The organism is Deinococcus psychrotolerans (genome assembly GCF_003860465.1).
In the GTDB taxonomy this organism is placed as follows: Bacteria; Deinococcota; Deinococci; order Deinococcales; family Deinococcaceae; genus Deinococcus; species Deinococcus psychrotolerans.
In genome coordinates this window covers 2,250,022-2,271,343 of sequence record NZ_CP034183.1, presented here as the reverse complement: position 1 = coordinate 2,271,343, position 21,322 = coordinate 2,250,022, and the positions used below count along the sequence as shown (strand labels likewise).

Below are 21,322 nucleotides of genomic sequence, written 5' to 3'. Positions count from 1 at the left end.
GTAAAGCTATGGGGCGGCGCATCGGCACACTGGCTTAGGACTGGCGACCCGCTTGTCCATCAAACCTCTCCCCCACCTTCAAGCTGCTGCCGCGTTGCCAATCGGCGGCAGACATGGCTTTTTTGCCTTCCGGCTGCACCGTTCGGATGAGCAGTGCGCCCTCACCGCAGGCCACCCGCAGTCCCTCGGCGCTGACTTCGAGCAGTTCGGCAGGCTGGCCCGCGCCTTCAGTGGGCCGTATATCAAGCAGCTTGAGCCGTTTTCCGCCCACGAAAGCGCTGGTTTGCGGCCAAGCATACACGCCCCGGTAGCGGTCATAGATGGCCTGTGCCGAGTCCGCCCAGCGCACGTCCCCGTCCGACTTGTCCAGCATGGCGGCGTGGGTGGCCTGAGCGCCGTTTTGGGCAGTGGGCGTCAGGGTATCCAACGTGTCCAGCGCCTGCACGATCAAGCGGGCAGCTTGGGTTTGCAGCGCCGCCGAGAGGCTCAAGCTCGTCCAGTCCGGCGCAATCGGCAGCGCTTCTTGAAGCAAAATCGGCCCGGTGTCCATGCCTACATCGGTCTGCATGATGGTGGTTCCGGTGGTGTCCAGGCCGGAAATCAGCGCCCACTGAATCGGGGCCGCGCCGCGCAACTGGGGCAGCACACTGGTGTGGGTATTCAGGAAACCGTATTTCGGAACTTCCAAGAGGGCGGCGGGCAAAATCTTGCCATACGCACAGGTCACGGCCACTTCCGCGCCGCTGCCGCGCAACACCGCTTCAAAGTCGGTGTTCTTCTTGAGACGAGTCGGCTGCGCGAGTGGCAAGCCGAGTTCGGCGGCGCGGGCGGCAATCGGCGGCGGCGTCAGCTTCAGGCCGCGCCCAACGGGCTTGTCTGGCTGGGCCACCACCAAGACCACCTCGTGCGCGGCCAGAATAGCGTCCAGCACCGGCAGCGCAAATGCAGGCGAGCCAAAAAACGCCACCTTACGGCGCTGGCTCAACCTTCCAACTCTTTGAGGTTGGCTTTGGCCTGGCGCTGGAGTGCGCTCAGTTCCCGGCGGTACTCGTCGGTCACGCTGGCAGGCAAATGATCCAAGAACAGCACGCCGCTGAGGTGATCCATTTCATGCTGAAAGACGCGGGCCAGATAGTCCTCGGCCTCGACGCTCTGAGGGTGGCCGTCCAGATCAAAGTAATCGATCCGCACGGCACGGTTTCGCTTGACGCCTTCTTCGTAGATGTTGGGAATGCTCAGGCAGCCTTCGGTGAGATCCGCATCTTTTTTCTTGTTGAGTACCGTCATCACCGGATTGACGAACACGAAGTCGCGCAGCACCTTGCTTCTGAGGGGCCGGTCTTGGCCTTCGTTTTCTTCTTCGTCGTCTTCGTATTCCACCGCCACGAAGAGGCGCTGCGACAAGCCGACTTGCGGCGCGGCAATCCCGACCCCCCGCGCTTCAAACATGGTTTCGAGTAAGCTGCGGGCAACTTGTTTGAGGCTGGCGGCGGCGTAACCCGGCACGTTTATGGGCGCGGCAAAATCGCTGACGGCATTGGCTTTGCGGCGCAGCACCGGATCGCCGTAGAGACGTATCGGATAGGCGCTGGGCTGGGGGCGCAGCACTTTGGGTTTGAGCGCAGGGGGTTTGAGGACAGGATTAGGCACAGTGCCGCTTATTTTACGGCATTCGGGCCAGGCTGCAGGAACACGCCTCACCAAGTGGAGTGCCCAGCCCCGAGCCTGGGTGCCTGAGTTTGGGTATTGGGTTCGGGTATGTTCGGGTATCCACTCTTGAATATCTATCCAGCCGCTCACCCTCCATCAGCTCCTCACTGCTAGCCTGCATTTATGAAACGCCCCGCCGTGTTGCTGCTGGCCCTCCTGCTCGGCAGCAGCCAAGCCGCCACCTTTAAGAGCAAAGCCTACCCCTACACCCTCAGCGTGCCCGACGACTGGCAAAGCAAAAAAGTCGCGGGCGTAGACGTGGCCCTCGCCGCGCCGAGCAGCGGCGGCAGCGTGCCTGCCAGCTTCAATGTCACCGTAACCAAATCGGCCACCTCACTCAAAGTGACGCTGGCCGACGTGCGGGCCTTGGCGCTCCAGCAAGCCGGCGAAGCAGTCAAAGACCTTCAAATGCTCAGCGACGCCGACGTCAAAGTCAGCGGCCTACCGGGCCACCTGCTCAACTACGTCGGCAGCCAGCAAAACGTGCCGATGCACTGGGTTCAGGTGTTTACCATCAAAAACAACCTGACCTATATTCTGACGTTCGCCGCGCCGCAGGCCAACTTCGACGCCGACAAATTGATTGCTAACGCCATGCTCAACAGCTTCAAGATCAACTGAAGGCTGGGCGCGTGAGGAGGCCAGTTCGCTGAGCGCAGCAGGCCCAACGCGCCGAGCGTTCAGAAGGCTTTAGGTGTGTCTCACGCTGGCCAAGCGTCGGCGTCTTACCGTTGAAAAGGAAGAACCCATACCATTTTCTGCCGCCCGCTTCTCGGCGTGGTTCAGGCAGTCAGGGGAAGTGGGTAAGGAGGCACCATCATGGCTTTTGATCTCAACAGCTTGACCAATCTGTTCGGCGGCACCCAAGACCCCCAGGCCCAGCAAATGCACCAGCGCATGTCGCAGGCGGCCGATCCCCGCGACACCAACGGCGACGGCGTCGTTAGCCCCGAAGAAGCCGCCGCTTACGTCCACAGCTACTTGCAGCAGGCCAGCCCCGAAGAGCGCAGCCAGGTGCTGGGCGGCTACTTTCAGAACATGCCGCAGGAGCAGCGCCAGCAGATCGGCAATGCCATCGTCCAAGACCCCAACAACCCTGTGCAGAGCGTCAATGCCAACGATCCGGCTGAACTTGCCAACGCCTACAGCCAAGCCGCGCAGGCTCCGGTACAAAATGGCAAAAGCCCCTTGGAGTCGGCGTTCGGACAAGGCGGAATGCTCAGCAGCCCCCTCGTCAAAGCCGGATTGGTGGGCTTGGCCGGCGTGATCGGCAGCCAACTCCTGCGCGGCAACCGCTAAAACCCAATTGACCTTGAGTCTTGCTTAAGTACGTCAATGTTTAGCTTTAGATAAATAGAGCGGAGTGGGCAGAGGCCGGTAGGTGCCGCTCTGCCCAAGACGCGGAATCCCGAAACGGTAATCTAGCCGTACTGAGCTACGGCCTAAACTGCACCCAAGTGGTTTAGACTGGGGCTGTGCCGCTTGCTTACCTGACCCGCATTGCCCAAACGCCCGCGCCCACCTTTCACGAGGAGGAGCGGGCGCAGCTTATTGAAACGCTGTGGCGAGAACTCGGCTACCGCCCCGAGCGTGACGCGGTGGGCAACGTTTTGGTCAAGCTGGGGCCGAGCGTCAGTTTGTCGAGCGCCGCTTCGCCGCACAGCAAAGCCCTGCTGCTGGCCGCCCACCTCGATACCGTCTTCAGCTCACAAACGGACGTCACCGTGCGCGAGGAAGGCGGACGCTTGGTCGGCCCCGGCGTGGGCGACAATTCATCGAGCTTGGCAGTGCTGAGCGCTTTTTTGCGCGACCTCGATCCGGCTCAACTGCGCCGCCCGTTGTGGCTGGCAGCCAATGTCGGCGAAGAAGGGCTGGGCGATTTGCGCGGCGCAAAGGCGCTGCTCTCGGCGCACGCTCCTGAACTTTCGGCGTTTGTGGCGGTCGACGGCTACCTCGGCGTGGCCGTGACCAAAGCGGTGGGGGTGCGGCGCTACCGCGTGACTTTCACGGGTCAGGGCGGCCACTCGTGGGGCGACCAAGCGCCCAGCGCCCTGCACGCGCTGGGACTGGCGATCACTGCGCTCTACGCCCTGCCGCTGCCGCAGAGCCCGCGCACCACCCTAAATGTCGGCACGGCGTCGGGCGGCAACAGCGTCAACAGCATCGCGGGCAGCGCCGAACTGCTGCTCGATTTGCGCTCGCTCGACGCCCAGCTTCTGGCCGACCTCGACAACAAGGCCCGCTACGCCGTGCAGGGCGCGGCCAGACAAGCGGGCGTGCAGGTGCGCCTCGACCAAGTGGGCGACAGACCCGGCGGCAACCTGCGCTCCGATACTTTGCTACGGCTGGCGCGGCTGGCTTCTCAGCCGGTGGGCATCGACCTCAAAACTGCCGCCAGCAGCACCGACGCCAACGCCGCCGCGCCGCACGGCGTGCCGTCGATGGCGCTGGGCGTGTACCGGGGCGGCAATGCCCACCGGGAAGACGAGTGGGTGCAGCCAAGTAGCCTCAGCGTGGGGCTGGGCATTTTACAGCGCTTCGTGCGCGGCTACATGCACGAGTGAGGGGAAGTTATTGGCTCCCCTCCACGCTCACTTCGCCGTCTCTGACCCGCAAATGATAATCGGCGAGGGCGGCCACGTCGGGGTCGTGGGTGATCAGCACCACCGTCTTGCCTTCGAGCGCCGGGCGGGTCAGCAACTCCAAAATCACCTCCCCGCTGCGGGTATCTAAGTTGCCGGTGGGCTCGTCGGCCAGCAGCACCGCCGGGTCAGACACCAGAGCGCGGGCGATGGCAACCCGCTGGGCCTCGCCGCCGGAAAGGTGCGAGGGCAGGTGGTGGGCACGCTGCTCCAAGCCGACTTGCGCCAGCAGCGCCCGCGCCCGTTCGCGGCGCTCTTTGGGCGGCACCCCGGCCAGCATCAAAGGAAATTCGACGTTCTCCTGAGCGCTGAGAATCGCCACCAAGTTGTGACTTTGAAAGACGAAGCCGTAATTCCCCAACCGGAAGTCGGCCCGGCCCGCTTCGCTGAGGCTGTGAATATCGGTGCCGCCCACCCGCACCGTGCCGCCGCTGGGGGTGTCGAAGCCCGCCAGCAAATTGAGCAGGGTGCTTTTGCCGCTGCCGGATGGCCCCACCACCGAGGTCATCCCCGCCGCGAAGGTGTGCGAGAAGGGCCTGAGCGCCGTGATCTGGCCGTCGCCACTCGGATAGGTACGGCTGAGGTTCTCGGTCTGAAGCTGAATTTTGGGCGTCACCAAGCTCGTTGGCGGCAAAACTGAAGCGGTCATACGCGCCCCAGCGCTTCGTTGATGCTCAGGCGCGAGGCCGAGCGGGCGGGCAGCAGTCCGGCGAACAGGCCCAGCAGCAGCGAAATGAACAGGGCCAGCAGGGTCAGGCGCGGAGTCAGCGCCGCCGCGTCGAAGCCCGCCAGATTCTGGGTGTACAGGTTCACACCCCAGATGCCCACCAGCCCCAGCAGCAGGCCGCCCACACCGCCCACCAGCGAGAGCAGCAGCGACTCGGTCAGCACCAGCTCACGCACGAAGCTGGGGCGTGCGCCGATGGCCCGCAAAGTCCCAAACTCACGGGTGCGCTCGAAAACACCCATCATCACGGTATTGGCCACGGCCAGGCCGCCCACGATCAGCGAAATCAGCGAGATGCCGAAACGCACCGCGTCGCTGATTTTGAGCGCCCTATCGGCAAAGCTCAGGAAGTCGGCCTGGGTCTGGGCTTCGAGCTTGAGTTCATTGGCCAGCGCGGTGGCGACAGGCTTGGCCTGACGCGCGTCGTTGAGTTTGAGCACCACCATCGAGATGCGGTTTTGTGCACCCTCAGCGGCCTGCATGGTGGCCAGCGGCAAAAAGATGAACGAGTCGTTCAGGCCGCCGGATTTGTCCAGCACGCCCACCACCTTGACCGCGTTGCGGCGGTTGAGCCGCAAGACGCTGCCGACTTTGAGTCTCAGGTTTTGCGCGGCTTTGGCTCCCACCACCGCCACGCCGCTGTCACCGGCCTTGAGGAGCCGTCCCTGACCGATGTTGACGGTGCTGAACACTGCATTGATGCCCTGCTCGGCGGGCAGGCCGTACAGCACAGCGCTCTGCGACGGATCGAGGCCGCCCCGAATCGCCATGATGACCGGCGTGACCCGCGCGATGCCCAGCTTGGCACTCAGCTTCTGGATGTCGTCCACGGTGCTCTGCGGCAGGTTAGGCTGCGGCGCGATGCCCTGATTCAGGCCGTTGAGCGTGACCTGAATATCCGGCCCGATACCGCCGAGTTCGTCGTTAAAGACTTTGCGGATGCCCTCGCCCAGCGACAAAAAAATCACCATGCTGGCCACCGCCACCACGATCCCCAAAGTCGTCAGGAAAGTTCGGATGGGTCTACGGGTCAGCCCTCGCCGGGCCAGCGTCCACAAGTCTCGCCTTTGCACACCCGCCAGATTAGCGCCTGCCGACAAGCAGGGTGTAGGCCAAATGACAGGGCGAGCCGCTTACGCGGTGCATCCTTAACGCATTCCCAGCTCTAGAGGAGATTTTATGACGCAGTCCAGCACATCGGCTTCCAATCTGACCATCCGCTTTTTGGGCCACTCGGCGTTTTTGTTTAGCGCAGGCGACCAGCAAATCCTGATCGATCCGTTTCTGAAGGGCAATCCCAAGTGCCCGGTGACGCTCGAAGAAGCGCTGAGCTGGAAAGTGGACGCGGTGCTGCTCAGCCACGCGCACGGCGATCACTGGGGCAACGCGCTGGACTTTGGCAAGACGGGCACGATGATCATCGGCACGGCGGAAATCGCCGGTTACGCCGCTCAGCACGGCGCGGTCAACACCACCGGGGCCAACATAGGCGGCACGGTGCGCGGCGACTGGGGCGCGGTGACGCTGACTCCAGCGTGGCATTCCAGCAGCTTTCCTGACGGCACTTACGGCGGAATGCCCACCGGCCTGATGATCGAGATGGGCGGCAAGCGGGTGTACTTTGCCGGTGACACCAGCCGGTTTTCCGACATGGCCCTGATCGGTGAAGGCGGCCTCGACCTGGCGATCTTGCCGATTGGCGATCACTACACCATGGGGCCACTGGAAGCTGCCAAGTGCCTCGATCTGCTGAAGCCCAAGGCCGCCATGCCGATGCACTACGGCACCTTCCCGGCGCTGAGCGGCGACCCGAAAGTCTTTGCCGCCGAAGCCGAAAAGCGCGGGGTTACGGTCTACCTGCCGCAGCCGGGAGACAGCGTCACCCTCTAAGCTCTGCGCAGTATCTGACGACCCATCAAGGTAACGTGATAAAAACGGGGGCCACCGCGCCGTCCGTCCGTTAGAATGTTGTCATCTGGCGGTGGTTATCCTTGAACCTGAACACCCCGTACTTGCGTGTGCAGTTTAAATCCACAATCCCGCTCCACCCTTAGGACTCTTTTTATTTTGACAAACGCTGATCTCCCTCAACTCGCTGGCTACACCCTGAGCCGCCCGATTGGTCGCGGCAACACTTCCCTGGTGTTTTTGGGAAGTGCGGACGCCGCGCCGGAGCGGGAGATGGCCATCAAAGTCCCGCTGGGCACCACCCTCGCCAATCACACAGCGGCGGAGCGGTTCGGCAACGAGGTCAGGCTCTCGCTGCAATTTCGCCACCCGCATCTGGTGCGCGGCTACGCGGGCACGGCGTTCGGGCCGGGGGCTTACCTCGCCATGCGCTACTTTGCCGAAGGCACCCTGGCCGAGCTGCTTGAAGGCCGGGTGCTGCCTTACGAAGCGGCCCTGCGGGTGCTGGCCGACGTGACAGCTGGGGTGGCGTACTTGCACCAACAGGGCGCGGTGCATCAAGACATCAAAACCCAAAATGTCTATTTGAGTGGCGGCCGCGCCGCGCTGGGCGATTTCGGCAACACCTACTTCGTCTCGGCAGGGGGCAATATTTCGGGCAGCCCGTTTTACATGGCCCCAGAGATTTATCACGGCGAAGCCAGCAGCATTCAAAGCGACGTGTACAGCCTCGGCGTGCTGTGTTTTGAGTTGCTGGCTGGGGTACGGCCTCACCTCGGCAACAGCTACGAAGAGCTGATGATCTCGCACCTGACCCGCTTTCCCGCGCCCGTGACGGCCAGCAACCGGCAGGTGCCGCGCACCTTGTCGCGCCTCATCGAGCTGGCGATGGCCAAAAAATCCCATGACCGCCCCAGCTCGGCGGCGCTGCGCCGCGCCCTTCTGGAAGCGCTGGGAGAAGAGGACGAGCAAGTTGAGATTGAACCCTCCGAGTTGCCGCCCGCTCAGCGCAGCATCATGGGCCGCCACCAACACACCGACGCCGTGCCCACGCCGCGAACGCCTGGCGGGCCATCCGAAGAAAGCCCGAAGCCGCAGAAACCTGGCGCAAAAAGCTGGAATCCGTTCAAGCGCGGGAAGTGAGAGCGGCGGGGCGAGTTGGCACAGCTCGGAACGTGTACTCCCCGCTTCAGCGGTGGTACGGCTCACCCGCCGAGATGGTCGCGGCGCGGTAGAGCGCTTCGCTCATGACCACCATAGCCAGGTCGTGCGGCAAAGTCAGGTGGCTCAGGCTCCACAGCGCACGGGCCTGAGCACGGAGGCCGTCACTGTGCCCGTCGGGGCCGCCGATACAAAAGGCCAGCTCTCCAGTGCCCTGCACGCCCTGCTTTTCGATGTACGCCGAGAGTTCCTCACTGCTCCACTCCACGCCGCGCGGATCGAGCGCGATGACCGGGGCGCGGCCCGCCGCCCGCAGCATCGCCTCGCCTTCCTTTTGCGGCGTGCTGCCGCTGAGGTGGGTGAGTTTGAGCTTGTGGTAGCGCCCCAGCCGCGCCGTGTACTCTTGCCAACCGGCGCGGGCGTAGGCCAGTTTGGGTTCTCCAACGGTGATGAGGTGCAGGCGCATGGCCTTTACTTTATCCGCCGCGCCGGCCCGCAGACCTCCGGAGCGGCGAGGTCTCATCCAATTCCCAACCTGGCGTTTCTGGTCATCTTTAGAATACCTTGATACAGTGAGTGGCTTGCACCCGTTACTCAGCGGTGTATCTGTGCCGAGTTCAGCCCCCGCTCTCACCACCCGCGCCGTACCAAGGACAGCGAAATGACCAATGCCAACAAGCCCACCAACGCCCTCAGCGCCCTGCCGCTGCCGACCCGCTCGCGCTTTCAGCCGATCTTGCTGGGCGTCTTGGCCCTGAGCCTGATTCCCGCCGGACTGCTGGCCGTCAGCCGAGTCGCTTTTGAAAACAGCGAGAAAAATGTGGCGCTGGTCATGGATTACCCGGCCCTCTCGCAGCAGGCCAAGGAAACAGGCCAAGACCCCAACGCCCTGCTGCTGCGCTACAAAAAGCTGGGCGTCAACGGCGTGGCGGTGTTTGAAGACGTGGTGGCCTCCACCATTCAGCGCGGCGACGCTTACTTTTTGAGCGGGGCCGAGCTAAAGGCCCGCAATCCCGGCGCGGTGGGCATCAACCCCGAGTGGTCGTATATGAGATCGATTAAGCCGGGCACGGTGGAAAACCTGGTGAACAGCTTCGGCTACATTTCCAACGCCGGAGCCATCAGCGAAGCGCAGGCAGCCAATCTCGCGCTGCCCAAAGACCAAAGACCAGAGTTGCCCGCCGCCGTCTACAAGCCGCTCGACACCAACACCCTGAATGTGGCCGGACAAAAGTGGATCGGCTGGGCGGTTGACCCGCGCTACTTGCCGGCTGGCCCCGACACCGAGCGCATCAAGCAGCTTCAAGACGAAGGCTTCGTGGTGGTCTACCGCCCCTGGCCGGATCAGCGGGTGCGCGACCCCGGCAAGAACTGGCCGGATGTGCCGTTCATCTCATTTACCGGAGCCAAGGTCATCGGCGCGGGCAATCCGAGGGTGCTGCAAGACATCAAAGACCGGCTGGGCAAGCGGATACCGACCATCATCGAAAACAGCGTGCAGCAGGGCTTACCTGAGCTGATCAAAGACCGCACCGCCGCACGGATGTTCAGCCTCAATCCCAGTTGGCAAAACAGCCTGACCCCCGACGAAGTGGCCAGCAAATTCGGACTGGCCGCCCGCGAACGCACCCAAAGGATTTTGTATCTGCGCCCCTTTCCGACGCAGGGCGAAACCGAAGTCTTCCTGAACAACCTCACCAAACTGCTGGCCACCCGCGATATCAAGATCACACTGCCCATCATTGAAAACTACGCGCCCAGCGACGTGCTGCGCTGGCTGACCATGCTCGGCACGCTCTCGGCGCTGCTGCTGCTGGCGCTCAGCTATCCGCTGCCGCGCCTCGGGCTGTTGGTGGCGGGCGCGGCGCTGCTCGGCGCACTGGGCCTCAACGGGTTTCAGCCGTATCCGGGCCTGGCGCTGGTTTCGGCCATCACTTTTCCGGCACTGGGGCTGGTGCTACGGCGCAAGCAGATGACCGATTGGTACCTGGCCACCGGCTTCAGCTTGCTGGGCGTGCTGTACGTCAGCGCACTGGGCACCGACAAAAACAGCATGCTGGGCCTCGACCCGTTCAGCGGCGTGGGCCTGACTTTGGTGCTGCCGATTGCTTTGGTGGCGCTGAGCTTCTTGCCGCGCCAGGACATCCGTCAAACCGTCAGGGACTTGTTTGCCATTCGCCTGACGCTCGGCGACGTGATCATGATGGGCGTGGCGCTGGGGGCCTTCGCTGTGGCGGTGCTGCGGCGCGGCAATACCTCAGCGGTGGGCGTCAGCGACACCGAAGCCAAAATCCGCCAAGACCTGCAAGACGCCATCATTCGCCCGCGTTTCAAAGAAGTCTTCGGTCACCCGCTGCTGCTGCTGGGCTTGTCGGGCACCTTGCCGGGGTACTTCACCATTTTGGCGCTCCTGGGCGGTTTAGAAGGGCAGGCGAGCATCCTCAATACCTTCTCGCACTTTCACACGCCGCTGCTGATCAGCCTCACGCGGGCGCTGCTCGGGCTGGCGGCGGGCTTGCTGCTGGGCTATCTGGTGGTCTGGGCGCTGCGAGTGGCGATTCGGATCTGGAACAATTACGGCGGCTGGAACGGCGGCAACCCGTCTTCAGGCACCCCAGCCGCGCCGCCCAGCCAGCCCTCACTGGGAGAAACCCTGCGCCGCCCGCTGATGCCGCGTACCGAGGCCCGCATGACGGATATTCGTCCTGAAGACGGACTGGGCCTAGACCGTTTGGGAATGAAGCCCTGAACGTCACGGTCAGCGGCTATTACGGGTTTGGCAACACCGGAGACGAGGCCATCGCACTGGCGATTTCGCGGGAGCTCAAAGGGCTGGGCCACTCTCCCCTGCTGCTCTCGCAGACGCCGACCCAGACCGCTCAGCTTTACGGCTGCCGCAGTGCGGGCCGGATGCAGCCGCTGGCGCTGGTGCGGGCGATTGCCAGCGGCGAGGTGCTGCTCTCCGGCGGCGGCGGGCTGCTGCAAGACAAAACCAGTTCACGCACCCTGACGTATTACCTCAGCGTCATCCGCTTGGCACGGACGCTGGGCAAGCGGGCGGTGGTGTTTAACCAGAGCATCGGGCCACTCAGCGAGGCAGGCAGCGTGCAGGTGGCCCGCACTCTGCGCGGCGTGCACGTGATCGTCAGGGATCGGCAGAGCTTGGAGACGCTCGGCAAGCTGGGGATCAAGGGACGGCTGGGCGGCGATCCGGCTTTGCTGCTGAGACCTTCGGGCAACATTGTCAGAGACAGCAACGCGGTGATTCTGGCTCCACGCGGCGACGTGAAAGACGCCACCGAGCGCCTGACCAGCCTCGCCGCTCAGCTGAGGGCCAGCGGGCGGCGGGTGATTGCCCTGAGCTTTTACCCGCCGGAAGACGACGCAGCGGCCCACTCGCTCGGCGCGGATGAGGTCCTCAGCACCCAAGACCCGCAGGTGGCCTTAGATGCCATCGCGGGCGCGGGGGCAGTGGCAGGCGTGCGCCTCCACGCGCTGATTCTGGCAGCGGCGGCGGGCACTCCTTTTGTGGGGCTGAGTTACGATCCCAAAGTCAGCGGCTTTTGCTTGGACGCCGGAGCGCAGAGCTTTCCCACTCACGTTGACGCCGAAACCTTGCGGACAGCTTTGGAGCAGGCCCAACCGGATTGGAACGAAGTCGCGGCCATGCAGGCGCGGGCGCGGGAAAGTTTTGAATGGGCCTTGGCAAAATGAAGCGGGCCTGACCGCGCAGTAAAGCAGCTCGGCAATTACAGCGCAGGTCAAGGCGCGGTGCGGAGTGGGCCACCGCGTCCCCCCGGCGCGTTAAGCTCAGTCCATGACAACCTCTACAGGTGCCAATCCGTACCAGATCACTGTCGGCTCCGTGACCCGTCAACTCCGCCTGGTGCCGGTGGGCCAAATGGGATTCGTGCCGCTGATCGAGTTTATCGGCGACAGCGAACTGACCAAAGCGGCGGCGCAGGCGCTCGTCCCGCTGATTCCGGAAGGCACCGAGGCGCTGCTCACCGTCGTGACCAACGCCTTGCCGCTGACCCACGAACTCAGCGACTTGTCAGGGCTGCCTTACCAGGTGGCCCGCAAAAAACGGCGCACTTATATGCAAAATCCGCTGATTCAGGAAATGCCGGGCCTGACGCTGGGCGTCTCCGAGACGCTGTGGCTGGACGGCCCCCACGCCGAGCGGCTCAGCGGCAAAAAAGTGGTGATCGTGCAAGACGTGATCGCCACTGGATCGATGGCGATGGCCCTCGCCCGCTTAACGGAGCGGGCAGGCGGCACGGTTCACGGCTACCTCGCCGCCTTCAAGCAAGGCGAAAATACTTTGCCGATGCAGTATCTGCAGGAGTTGCCGAAGTGGGTTCAAAGCTGAGCGCGGGAAGGTAAGACAACTTTGCCCACCTTCCCGCGTCTTTGGTCTTCGCTTTTAGAGATGAGACTCTTGGCCGAGGTGCTCGGCGGCGGGAGCGGGCACTGCCGCGATCACCTGAACGGTCTGGCCCGCCGGCAAGATCTGGGGTTGGGCCACTGCCTGGGTTTGAGCAGCCGGCTCCGACAAGCTGGCAGACAAGTCGCTGCTCAGACCGCTGGTGTGTTGGCGAAACTCGCGCAAGGTCTGGCCGAGGCTCTTGCCGAGTTCCGGCAGTTTGCGGGGGCCAAAAATCAGCAGAGCGGCGAGCAAAATTAAGATCAGGTGACCGGGTTCTAGAATGCCGAGCATAGTGCCTCCGAGCGGGGGATTGGCCCTCAGCCGATTGGAGCTGCTTGGGTCTGTTCCCGCGTTCCTTTAGTCTGGAGAGGGCAGGGAGCGGGCAGATGAAAGGGTGAAGGCTTTGAACCGCCAGTAAGGAGATAAAGAGGGAAAGCTCTCCAAGCTTTATCCTTGAGCTGAGGTCATGATCAGGCCCACAGACATGGACAACCAATCCATGCCTTGGTCCAATCGATTATCCACAAAACGCGGCATACCGCTCCACCAACGACTCGGCTTTTCATCTTCCGGGCCGCGTCTCTGCGCATCTGAAGGCAACTCAGCTTCTCGCGCAGCCAGCGTCAACTGACTCAGATAACGCTCCATCACGCGCAGCAAGGCCAAACGCTGAGCCAGTGAATTGCGCGATCTGGCAAAGTGAAAACGCAAGCCCTTCTCCTGACTCATACTGATCACCATAGGCAAGCCGCTGGGACACTCAACGTGGGCGTAAGCCGTTTGCGCTGGAAAATCAGCCCGTGCTACGCCGCTCTCCGCTTCAGCCCACCCGACTTGAAGCGCGATCACCCCGCACAACAGTGACCCATATTCATCCTGAAGCTGATAAATCCGCTCAAGCATCTGTGCATACTCGCTGCCCACCAAGCGGTCTTCGGCACTTTCTGGCCACCACATCAAGTAATCGTCTTCAGGGAGGGGCTTGTCCTGCTCCAAAACAAAGAGCGGAAAATGGAAAGGATCGAAAAGTGACCTTCCTTCAGCGCCCTTGAGCGGTAAAGGGGCAGGAGCAAAATAACCCGCTGTAGCACCAGCTTTTAGGGCCATTTGCTCCACACTTATGAAATGGCTGGCCGCTTGTGGAGTGGCCGCCGAATAGATGAAAATCCAAAATGCTTGCTGATGCTGATATGCCAGTAAAGGAACTTCCAGCAGCATATCCTGACCTGTTTCATCCTGGGTCAACTGTGGAGCAAGAAACTGGGCGATTTTAATTCCTACAGCTTCCCAGGCTTCAAGGTGGCGGCCAGACAGCCGAACAAGATTGAGCGCGTCGGCTTCTGAAGTCTGTGCCGTGTCCCAAGACTCCACTGGCACTACCGGCCAGTCTAAGTTGCTGAAGAGTACTGGTTGGTTCGTTTTTTTGCGCCTGAACATGGCTTGATTTTCGCAGATAAATCAGACAAAACATTGACTATCTGGCAGAGTCACTCGTAACGCAGCGCTTCAATCGGCGGCAAAGCGGCGGCGCGTTGGGCGGGCCAGACGCCGAAGATCACGCCGGTCAGAGCACTGACGACCAGGGCCAGCAGCGCCACCCCCGGCGACAAGATCACCTGCGGGAAGAACTTCGGCGCGGCCAGACTGACCAAAGTAACGGTCACGACGGTCAGCAAGTAGCCGACTAAGCCGCCCAGAGCCGTCAGCGTCACCGCTTCGATCAGAAACTGGCCCAGAATCGTGCCGCGCCGAGCGCCCAGCGCTTTGCGGAGGCCGATTTCGCGGGTGCGCTCCGTGACCGATACCAGCATGATGTTCATAATGCCGATGCCGCCGACGAGTAAGCTCAACCCGCCGATGCCCGCCAGCAAAATCTGCAAGACAGTGGTGATCTGCGAGAACTGCTGCACGAACTGATCGAGGTTGATGACCTGAAAGTTGGTGCTGCCGCGCCGCCGCTCCAAGATTTGCTTGAGGCGGGCTTCGGTGCGCACAGCGTCGGCCTGTGGACTGATCTTGAACTGCAAAAAGGAGTAGGTGCCGCGCTCGGTGTAATTGCGCCAAACATACGACAAAGGAACATAAGCGCTGTCTTGCCCGCCACCAAAAACCCCGCCCTGCGGCTGGGTCACGCCGATGACGGTGAATTGCTCGCGGCTCACCGTCTGGCCTTTTGCACCCAGCATCTCCAGCCGCACGGCCTTACCGACGGGGTTTTGATTGGGGAAGAGTTTATTGGCGGTGGTGGACAAAATCACCATCACCGGAGCCGCGCCCCTTTCCTCGGAGGCAGTAAAAAAGCGCCCGCTGCTGAGGGTCACGTCACGGGCCTTTTCGGGGTAATCTGCCGCCACGCCGCTGGCCTGCACACTGACGCTTTTGCCCGCAGCGCTGGCCTGCAAGCCCACCGGAACAGAACTGATGTTGGTGATCGGCAAGCTTGCCAGAGCATCGACGTCATCTTGGGTGAAGTTGGGGCTGGGTTTACCACTGGAAAAGTCCTGCTGCACGAACAAAGTGCGCCCGCCGATGCTATCGAGCTGCTTGGTAATCGTCTGCGTCGCCATTTGCCCGAGGCTGAGCATAGTGGTCACCGCAAAGACCCCGATGATGACGCCCAGCATGGTCAGCAGACTGCGGAGCTTGTTGGAGGCAATCGCGGAGAGGGCGGTTTGAATATTTTCCAGAACGTTCACGCGCCGGCCTCTGGCGCTCCGAACTGGTCATCTGGAAGGTCTTCATCCAAATCGTCGTCCAGCACCGGACGCCCGTCCGAAATCAGGCCGTCGCGCAGCCAGATGATGCGCTGTGCCCGCGCTCCGACTTCTTCTTCGTGCGTCACCAAGACGATGGTGCGGCCCTCGGCGTGCAGCTCGTCAAACAGCCGCAAAATGCCCTTGGTGCTTTTGCTGTCGAGGTTGCCGGTGGGTTCGTCGGCCAGCAGCACTTTGGGGTCTTGGACGAGGGCGCGGGCAATCGCCACCCGCTGCTTTTGCCCGCCGGACAGTTCGCTGGGCTTGTGGCCGAGGCGGTCGCCTAAGCCCACCCGCGTCAGGGCAAGTTTGGCCCGCTGACTGCGCTCACGCATTCCCACCCCCCGGTAAGCCAGCGGCAATTCCACATTTTTCTGGGCGCTGGTGCGGGCCAGCAGATTAAAAGCTTGAAACACGAAGCCGATGCGCTCGTTGCGAATCTGGGCCAACTCGTCTTCGCCCATCTGACTCACGTCGTCGCCGCCGAGGTGATAACTGCCCTGCGTGGGTTGATCGAGGCAGCCCAGAATATGCATCAGCGTGCTTTTGCCGCTGCCAGACGGCCCCATCAGCGCCACGTACTCGCCTTCAAAAATATCCAGGTCAATGCCCGAGAGCGCGTGAACTTCAGCGTCGCCCTCGCCCTCATAGACTTTGGTGATGCCGGACAGTTGAATCACTGGTTGACGCACGGCGGCCTGACTCATGGCGCTCGGCGGCTCGGCGCGGAATACAGCACGCGGCTTCCGGCTTTGAGACCAGGGTCTGGGGTGTCCACTATCAGGTCGCCCGCTTTGAGGCCGGTTACGGCGGCGAGGTTGGCGTTGCGGTCTTGCTGGGTAACCGTCACAGGCTGTGCGGTGCCGACGAGTTGAGCGCCTTTGGGTGTGCCGGGCGTGACTCTAAAGACTTTGAGGGTGTTGCCCTCTCCCTCCAAAGTGGCTTCGATCGGCACCGTCACGGCGTCTTGGATGCGGCGCACGGTCACGACGGCGGTGCCAGTAAAGCCCGGCTTGACTTTGCTCACGCCCGATTTTCTGACGTCGGGCAGCCGGATTTTGACCACCACGCTGGCCGCGTTGCCGCTGGCGTCGGCGGTGGGGTCTATTCGGGCCACCGTGCCGCTAAAGGTCTGGTTGGGCAGCGCGTCGAACGTTACCACAGCAGGCTGGCCGCTTTTCAAATCGGGGGCGCGGGTTTCGTCAAAAGGCACTTGCAAGTAAAGCTGGGCCGGATCGGTGATCACCACAGCAGGGCTGGCGGTGGCGTTGCCCGCCGTGATGCCCACCGCACTGACCACCCCGCCCGCCGGAGCCTTGAGTTCGGCGTCCGTCAGCGCGGCCCCGGCATTGGCCAGCCGCACGCGGGCGCTTTCTAGGGCTGAACGCGACTGGGCCACGCTGGCGGCGCTGCTCTGGGGACTGCGGTTTTTGGCGTACCGCAAATCCGCCTCGGCTTGATCGCGCTTGCGGGCGGCGTCATCGCGGCTGGCCTGCGCCGCCTGTAAATCCTGAGCGCTGACGGCTCCCAGCGCTTGCAATTTGGCTTGACTCGCCAGCGTGGCTTCGGCGGTTCTCAGCGCCGCTTCCGCGCTCGCCCGCGTCAACTGAGCGTTGGTGAGGTTGCGGCTATTGTCTTGGGCGGCGTCGCTAGCAGCAGCCTCGGCACGGGCAATGTCAGACTGCGCCGCGTCAAAGGCGGCCTGAGCGCTGGCAAGGTCGCGGACTTGGGCGGCGGTGTCCAGCTTGGCCAGCACCTGACCCACCTGCACGGTGTCGCCCACTTTGACGTTCACCTGCGCCACGTTGCCGTTCACGGCGAAGTTGACGCTGCGGGCCACTTCAGCTTTGGCGCTGCCAGTGCCGCTGACAGTGCGAGTAAAAATCTGGGTGGTGGCCGCTACCACGTTGACCGGCAGTCCGGTAGGGCCGCTGGGCCGCAAGAAGGCAAACGCGGTGATCCCGACGCTGATGACCACCAGCGCGGGCAACCAAAAGCGGCGCACGAAGCTGGGGCGGCGCTTTGGATTACCGGCAGATGTGGGTGTGGTCATGGGGTGACTCCTCGCTGGACGCTCATGCCTCAAGAACTATCACGCGGCGGCAGGGTGGCGCGACTTACTTTTGGTGGAGGCTGGCTTTCCGTAGAGGTCGGCTTTCGGCGGAGGCTAGGCAAGAAACGCCGTGCATCACAGACGCTCAGCCTGCCACCAAGCTGGTCACGGCTTTTGAAACCAGGTAGCTGGCCAACACCAAGACCGCCAGCAGCGCCGCCGGAAACAACACGCCGCGCCAGGCTTTGGTTTGGTTGCCGGTCAGTACCCGGAAGCCGATGAAGGCGAGGATAAATTGCCACAGGTAAATGGCGTAACCGACGTAGGTGCTGACTTTGCTGATGGCCAAGCTGTTGAACGAAGCCTGCAAAGCCTGGGTATACGGCTGCAAGGCTTTTTGCAGCTCCAGTCCGCTCAGGCCCGTCAAGTTGGGCGCAGCGACAGTGATTTCCGGCGCAAAGAGAGCGCCCAGCGGCAGCAAGAGAATCGCCCAAATCAGCGAAGGGAAAAAGACCGCTCCGTACACTTCGGCGGCGCGTCCTTCCTTGCCTGCGCCCAGTGTGCCCAGACCCCACAACAACAACCACAGCAGCACGCTGATAAAGGTGGTGGCAAAAGCCGCCGCGCCGTAGCCAAACAGCGGTGAAATAGCCAGGCCGCCAGATAGGGCGCTGGACTGGGCCGACAGTAAATGACGGGCCAGCACTGTGGTCGAAATTCCGCCGACCAGGGTGGCCAGGGCCACCAACCACAGGTAGCGGCTGGGCTTGGCAGGCAGGCGGCCCAACGCTTCAAAAAAGGCTCTCGGCTGAGTGATCAGGTCAGCGAGATTAGGCGCAGGAGCAGGGGCGGCAGACTTAGAAAGATTGGTCATCAGCAGTTGGCCTTTTTGGAGAGGGTGAAAGTCACAGGGAGCGCTTGAGTCTTGATACGTGACGATATACGTGACCATGCGGCGACGAGTTGCCGAGCCGGTGCGGGTTACAGCCCTTTGACATTCAGCTCTGGGAAAAAGATCGGCACCGTCGCCAGTCCCACCACCGCCAGCACCAACACCACCAAGACCAGAGTGCTGGCAGTCCAGACGGGCCAACTCGGAAAGCGCAGGGCAGGCGCGGGTGAGGTGCGCGGCGTGAGCCACAGTGTGCCCACCACCAGCGCCGCCACGCCGATCAATAAAGCGGCCAGGCCCAAACTCAGCGGTATGGTGGTGCTGGCGAGGTCGCCAGTCAGGGCGTTCATGTCGCGCCCCTGCAACAGTGCGCCGAGGCCGACGGCCAGCGCGTTGTTGAGGATATGCACGCCGACGCTCGTCCACAGCGAGCCGCTGTACTGCACGCTGCGGGCCAGCAACCACGCCAGCGGCAAAATGGCGATGACCTGAGCGGGCGCACCATGCGCGAAGCCGAACAGCAAGCTGGAAACGACGGCAGCGAAGATTGGTCCCCGAACCCATTCCAAGCCGCGCAGCAGCAGCCCCCGGAAAGCGATTTCCTCGGCCACCGGAATCAAAAAGCCCGCCACCAGCAGCAGCACCCACATGTCGTAGCCTTTAGAGGCGAACTCCGGCACGGTCTGAGCGCCCTGCGGCCAGAGGCTGAGCACGAACAGCAAGAGGGCCCGCGAAGCGACGAAGCCCAACCCGAATGCGCCGAACATCACACCCCAGTTGGGCCTAGTGCGCCAGCGCAAATCTTGGAAGAGGGCCAGCGCGGTGCGGCGCATGGTCAGGCCAAACACGATGACGGTGCTGAGAAAAGCCAGCAGCAGAGACACACCCAGCGGCAAGTGGAACACGCGTGTGGCCAGCGCCGAGATCAGGTTTTGCATTCCCAGCACGATCAGCGCCGCCCAAGCTCCCTCGGCTGGGGTGATGGGGGGCTGGCCCGGCTTCAACTCGGCAGGCAGCGGCGCGACTTCGCCGGCAAACAATTCGGAAACCGGGTGCAGATCGGGGGAGGTTTTGTAGGGCGGCAGATCGGCCATGCCGTTAGGTTAGCGCCCGCCTTCCCCCTAAGCGGTGAGTACCCTTACCGCCCGCTCCAGCATTTCATCGGTGATTTGGTAGTGCAGCACAAAACGCACGCTGTCGATGTCGAGAGCGCTGGCGAGTAGACCCTGCTCGGCCCAGCGCTCCACTTTGCTCTGGGCGTCGGGAATGGTGGCGTAGATGATGTTGGTCTGCACCGCCGCCAGGTTCACGGCGTAGCCTGCATCTACCAGCGCTTCGGCCAATTTGCGGGTGCGGGCGTGGTCGGCGGCTAAGCGGGCGGGGCCGTCGCGCAGGGCCATCAGACCCGCCGCCGCCAGGATTCCGGCCTGACGCATGCCGCCGCCCAGCATCTTGCGGTAGCGGTGCGCCCGCACCAAGTCGGCTTTTGCTCCGGCCAGTACGCTGCCCACCGGTGCGCCCAGCCCTTTACTCAGGCACAGCGACACGCTGTCAAAGGGTGCGGCGACCTCGGCCAAACTCACGCCCAGCGCCGCCGCCGCGTTGGCCATGCGTGCGCCGTCGAGGTGCAGCGGCAAGCCTTCTTCATCGGCCACCGTGCGAATAGCTGCCACCACATCTAAAGGAATGACGGTGCCGCCCATTTTGTTGTGGGTGTTTTCCAAGCTGATCAGGCCCGTCGGCGATTGGTGAATGCTGCGCCTCACTGCACGCCGAACTTGCTGCGGGTCAGGCACACCCAGCGGCGCAGGCACGAAACGCGGCACCACTCCCGAAAAGGCCGCCATCATCCCGAGTTCCCATTCGTAGATGTGCGAGCCCTCGGCGCAGATGACTTCCTGGCCGCGCGAGGTGTGCATGGCAATCGCGGCCTGGTTGGTCATGCTGCCCGAGGGCATAAACAGCGCCGCTTCCTTGCCGAGCAGCCGGGCCACCTCACTTTGCAGGGTGTTGACGGTAGGATCCTCGCCGTAGACGTCGTCACCCACCACCGCCTCGGCCATCGCCAAGCGCATTTCGGGAGTAGGCACGGTGACGGTATCGGAGCGCAGATCGATACGCTGCGTGGGAACAGGCTGAACGTCTTGAAAAGTCATGCCGGAATGCTAGCGCCACAAGCCCGTATGAGCGCTTTATGGACGTGATTGCCGCACGCCAAACGGCAGCTGGGCCGCCCCTCTCCAGATTCCGTACTAAAGTGGGCCAAGAACTTCAATTCAACTTGCATTTCAGGAGAGCCATGAACAAGGTCTATCCCAGCGCTCAAGCGGCGCTTTCGGACATAGTGCAGAACAATCAGACGGTGGCGGTGGGCGGTTTCGGGCTGTGCGGCATTCCCGAAGCGCTGATCGCGGCCCTCAGAGACAGCGGCGTGACCGGCCTGACGGCGGTCAGCAACAACGCGGGCGTGGACGGTTTCGGGCTGGGGCTGCTGCTGCAAAGCCGCCAGATTCGCAAAATGGTCAGCAGCTACGTGGGCGAGAACAAGGAATTCGAGCGCCAGTACCTCAGCGGCGAACTGGAGCTGGAATTCACGCCGCAGGGCACTCTGGCCGAGCGGATGCGGGCGGGCGGCGCGGGCATTCCGGCCTTTTACACCAAGACGGGCGTGGGCACGCTGGTGGCCGAGGGCAAAGAACTCAAGGACTTTGACGGCCAAATGTACCTGCTGGAGCGCGGCATCGTGGCCGACGTGAGCTTGGTCAAAGCCTGGAAGGCCGACAGGGCAGGCAACCTGATCTACCGCAAGACCGCCCGCAACTTCAATCCGGTGGTGGCCACCTGTGGGCGCGTCACAGTGGCGGAAGTCGAAGAGATCGTGGAAATCGGCGAGCTTGACCCCGACGCCATCGACACCCCCGGCATCTATGTTCAGCGGGTGGTGCTGAATGCAGAGCCGGAAAAACGCGTCGAGCAGCGCACCGTTCGGGCCGCCGTTGCCACATCGGCCGCGCCCGCAGCTTCCGCCGCTGGCGAGGAGGTTTAAG

General features: G+C 62.8%; 22 protein-coding genes. 9 read left to right on the top strand and 13 right to left on the bottom strand.

Going from position 1 to position 21,322, the window contains the following annotated elements:
* Positions 1 to 34: 34 nt before the first annotated feature.
* Both fmt and def read right to left on the bottom strand, forming a co-directional pair.
* Complete coding sequence (gene fmt / locus EHF33_RS11210) at positions 35 to 985, bottom strand: methionyl-tRNA formyltransferase (RefSeq protein WP_124871395.1); 951 nt, start codon at positions 983 to 985, stop codon at positions 35 to 37.
* On the bottom strand, positions 982 to 1,650 hold the full coding sequence (gene def, locus EHF33_RS11205; RefSeq protein ID WP_420889942.1) for a peptide deformylase: 669 nt from the start codon (positions 1,648 to 1,650) through the stop codon (positions 982 to 984). The genes fmt and def overlap by 4 nt, the downstream gene beginning before the upstream one ends.
* Before the next feature lie 183 nt (positions 1,651 to 1,833).
* Between def and EHF33_RS11200 the strand changes: the two genes are divergently transcribed.
* The 3 genes from EHF33_RS11200 (at position 1,834) to EHF33_RS11190 (ending at position 4,274) form a co-directional block, all read left to right on the top strand.
* Positions 1,834 to 2,331, top strand: coding sequence for a DcrB-related protein (locus EHF33_RS11200; RefSeq protein ID WP_124871392.1), 498 nt, complete (start codon positions 1,834 to 1,836; stop codon positions 2,329 to 2,331).
* A 264-nt stretch (positions 2,332 to 2,595) separates the two neighbouring features.
* Positions 2,596 to 3,009 (top strand): hypothetical protein, encoded by a 414-nt coding sequence (locus EHF33_RS11195; RefSeq protein ID WP_124873110.1) that lies wholly within the window; start codon positions 2,596 to 2,598, stop codon positions 3,007 to 3,009.
* Between the two features lie 176 nt (positions 3,010 to 3,185).
* A complete protein-coding gene (locus EHF33_RS11190) occupies positions 3,186 to 4,274 on the top strand; it encodes a M20/M25/M40 family metallo-hydrolase (protein ID WP_124871389.1) in 1,089 nt (362 codons plus the stop codon).
* Between the two features lie 7 nt (positions 4,275 to 4,281).
* On the opposite strand, the gene EHF33_RS11185 is transcribed toward EHF33_RS11190, so the two are convergent.
* Together EHF33_RS11185 and EHF33_RS11180 are read right to left on the bottom strand one after the other, a co-directional pair.
* Positions 4,282 to 5,001 carry an ABC transporter ATP-binding protein gene (locus EHF33_RS11185; protein ID WP_124871386.1) on the bottom strand — a complete coding sequence of 240 codons (720 nt, stop codon included), beginning with the start codon at positions 4,999 to 5,001 and terminating at the stop codon, positions 4,282 to 4,284.
* Positions 4,998 to 6,152 carry an ABC transporter permease gene (locus EHF33_RS11180; protein WP_124871383.1) on the bottom strand — a complete coding sequence of 385 codons (1,155 nt, stop codon included), beginning with the start codon at positions 6,150 to 6,152 and terminating at the stop codon, positions 4,998 to 5,000. The genes EHF33_RS11185 and EHF33_RS11180 overlap by 4 nt, the downstream gene beginning before the upstream one ends.
* 106 nt (positions 6,153 to 6,258) lie before the next feature.
* Between EHF33_RS11180 and EHF33_RS11175 the strand changes: the two genes are divergently transcribed.
* Both EHF33_RS11175 and EHF33_RS11170 read left to right on the top strand, forming a co-directional pair.
* Positions 6,259 to 6,969 carry a metal-dependent hydrolase gene (locus EHF33_RS11175; protein ID WP_241191146.1) on the top strand — a complete coding sequence of 237 codons (711 nt, stop codon included), beginning with the start codon at positions 6,259 to 6,261 and terminating at the stop codon, positions 6,967 to 6,969.
* Between the two features lie 177 nt (positions 6,970 to 7,146).
* Positions 7,147 to 8,130: a serine/threonine-protein kinase gene (locus EHF33_RS11170; RefSeq protein WP_124871380.1), complete on the top strand. Its 984-nt coding sequence runs from the start codon at positions 7,147 to 7,149 to the stop codon at positions 8,128 to 8,130.
* A 46-nt stretch (positions 8,131 to 8,176) separates the two neighbouring features.
* Here the strand turns inward: EHF33_RS11170 and EHF33_RS11165 are convergent, their stop codons facing one another.
* Positions 8,177 to 8,614, bottom strand: coding sequence for a 23S rRNA (pseudouridine(1915)-N(3))-methyltransferase RlmH (locus tag EHF33_RS11165; RefSeq protein ID WP_124871377.1), 438 nt, complete (start codon positions 8,612 to 8,614; stop codon positions 8,177 to 8,179).
* 195 nt (positions 8,615 to 8,809) lie between these two features.
* Between EHF33_RS11165 and EHF33_RS11160 the strand changes: the two genes are divergently transcribed.
* From EHF33_RS11160 to EHF33_RS11150, 3 genes are all read left to right on the top strand, one after another.
* On the top strand, positions 8,810 to 10,897 hold the full coding sequence (locus EHF33_RS11160; protein ID WP_206431581.1) for a DUF5693 family protein: 2,088 nt from the start codon (positions 8,810 to 8,812) through the stop codon (positions 10,895 to 10,897).
* Positions 10,894 to 11,862 carry a polysaccharide pyruvyl transferase CsaB gene (gene csaB / locus EHF33_RS11155; protein WP_124871374.1) on the top strand — a complete coding sequence of 323 codons (969 nt, stop codon included), beginning with the start codon at positions 10,894 to 10,896 and terminating at the stop codon, positions 11,860 to 11,862. Before EHF33_RS11160 ends, csaB begins: the two co-directional genes overlap by 4 nt.
* Positions 11,863 to 11,965: 103 nt before the next feature.
* A complete protein-coding gene (locus EHF33_RS11150) occupies positions 11,966 to 12,520 on the top strand; it encodes a type I phosphoribosyltransferase (RefSeq protein ID WP_124871371.1) in 555 nt (184 codons plus the stop codon).
* Positions 12,521 to 12,574: 54 nt separating this feature from the next.
* Here the strand turns inward: EHF33_RS11150 and tatA are convergent, their stop codons facing one another.
* From tatA to EHF33_RS11110, 8 genes are all read right to left on the bottom strand, one after another.
* Positions 12,575 to 12,868: a twin-arginine translocase TatA/TatE family subunit gene (gene tatA, locus EHF33_RS11145; RefSeq protein WP_124871368.1), complete on the bottom strand. Its 294-nt coding sequence runs from the start codon at positions 12,866 to 12,868 to the stop codon at positions 12,575 to 12,577.
* Positions 12,869 to 13,024: 156 nt separating this feature from the next.
* Positions 13,025 to 14,014 carry a hypothetical protein gene (locus EHF33_RS11140; RefSeq protein ID WP_124871366.1) on the bottom strand — a complete coding sequence of 330 codons (990 nt, stop codon included), beginning with the start codon at positions 14,012 to 14,014 and terminating at the stop codon, positions 13,025 to 13,027.
* Between the two features lie 50 nt (positions 14,015 to 14,064).
* Complete coding sequence (locus tag EHF33_RS11135; protein ID WP_124871362.1) at positions 14,065 to 15,273, bottom strand: ABC transporter permease; 1,209 nt, start codon at positions 15,271 to 15,273, stop codon at positions 14,065 to 14,067.
* Positions 15,270 to 16,037 carry an ABC transporter ATP-binding protein gene (locus EHF33_RS11130; protein ID WP_124871358.1) on the bottom strand — a complete coding sequence of 256 codons (768 nt, stop codon included), beginning with the start codon at positions 16,035 to 16,037 and terminating at the stop codon, positions 15,270 to 15,272. The genes EHF33_RS11135 and EHF33_RS11130 overlap by 4 nt, the downstream gene beginning before the upstream one ends.
* On the bottom strand, positions 16,034 to 17,383 hold the full coding sequence (locus tag EHF33_RS11125; RefSeq protein ID WP_124871355.1) for an efflux RND transporter periplasmic adaptor subunit: 1,350 nt from the start codon (positions 17,381 to 17,383) through the stop codon (positions 16,034 to 16,036). Before EHF33_RS11125 ends, EHF33_RS11130 begins: the two co-directional genes overlap by 4 nt.
* Before the next feature lie 145 nt (positions 17,384 to 17,528).
* Positions 17,529 to 18,257: a YIP1 family protein gene (locus EHF33_RS11120; RefSeq protein ID WP_164473459.1), complete on the bottom strand. Its 729-nt coding sequence runs from the start codon at positions 18,255 to 18,257 to the stop codon at positions 17,529 to 17,531.
* Between the two features lie 107 nt (positions 18,258 to 18,364).
* Positions 18,365 to 19,369, bottom strand: coding sequence for a CPBP family intramembrane glutamic endopeptidase (locus tag EHF33_RS11115; protein ID WP_124871349.1), 1,005 nt, complete (start codon positions 19,367 to 19,369; stop codon positions 18,365 to 18,367).
* 27 nt (positions 19,370 to 19,396) lie between these two features.
* Entirely contained in the window at positions 19,397 to 20,431 is a 1,035-nt protein-coding gene (locus tag EHF33_RS11110) for a threonine aldolase family protein (RefSeq protein WP_124871346.1), read from the bottom strand.
* A 143-nt stretch (positions 20,432 to 20,574) separates the two neighbouring features.
* On the opposite strand from EHF33_RS11110, the gene EHF33_RS11105 reads away from it, so the two are divergent.
* Positions 20,575 to 21,321 (top strand): CoA transferase subunit A, encoded by a 747-nt coding sequence (locus EHF33_RS11105; protein WP_124871343.1) that lies wholly within the window; start codon positions 20,575 to 20,577, stop codon positions 21,319 to 21,321.
* Position 21,322 lies beyond the last annotated feature (1 nt).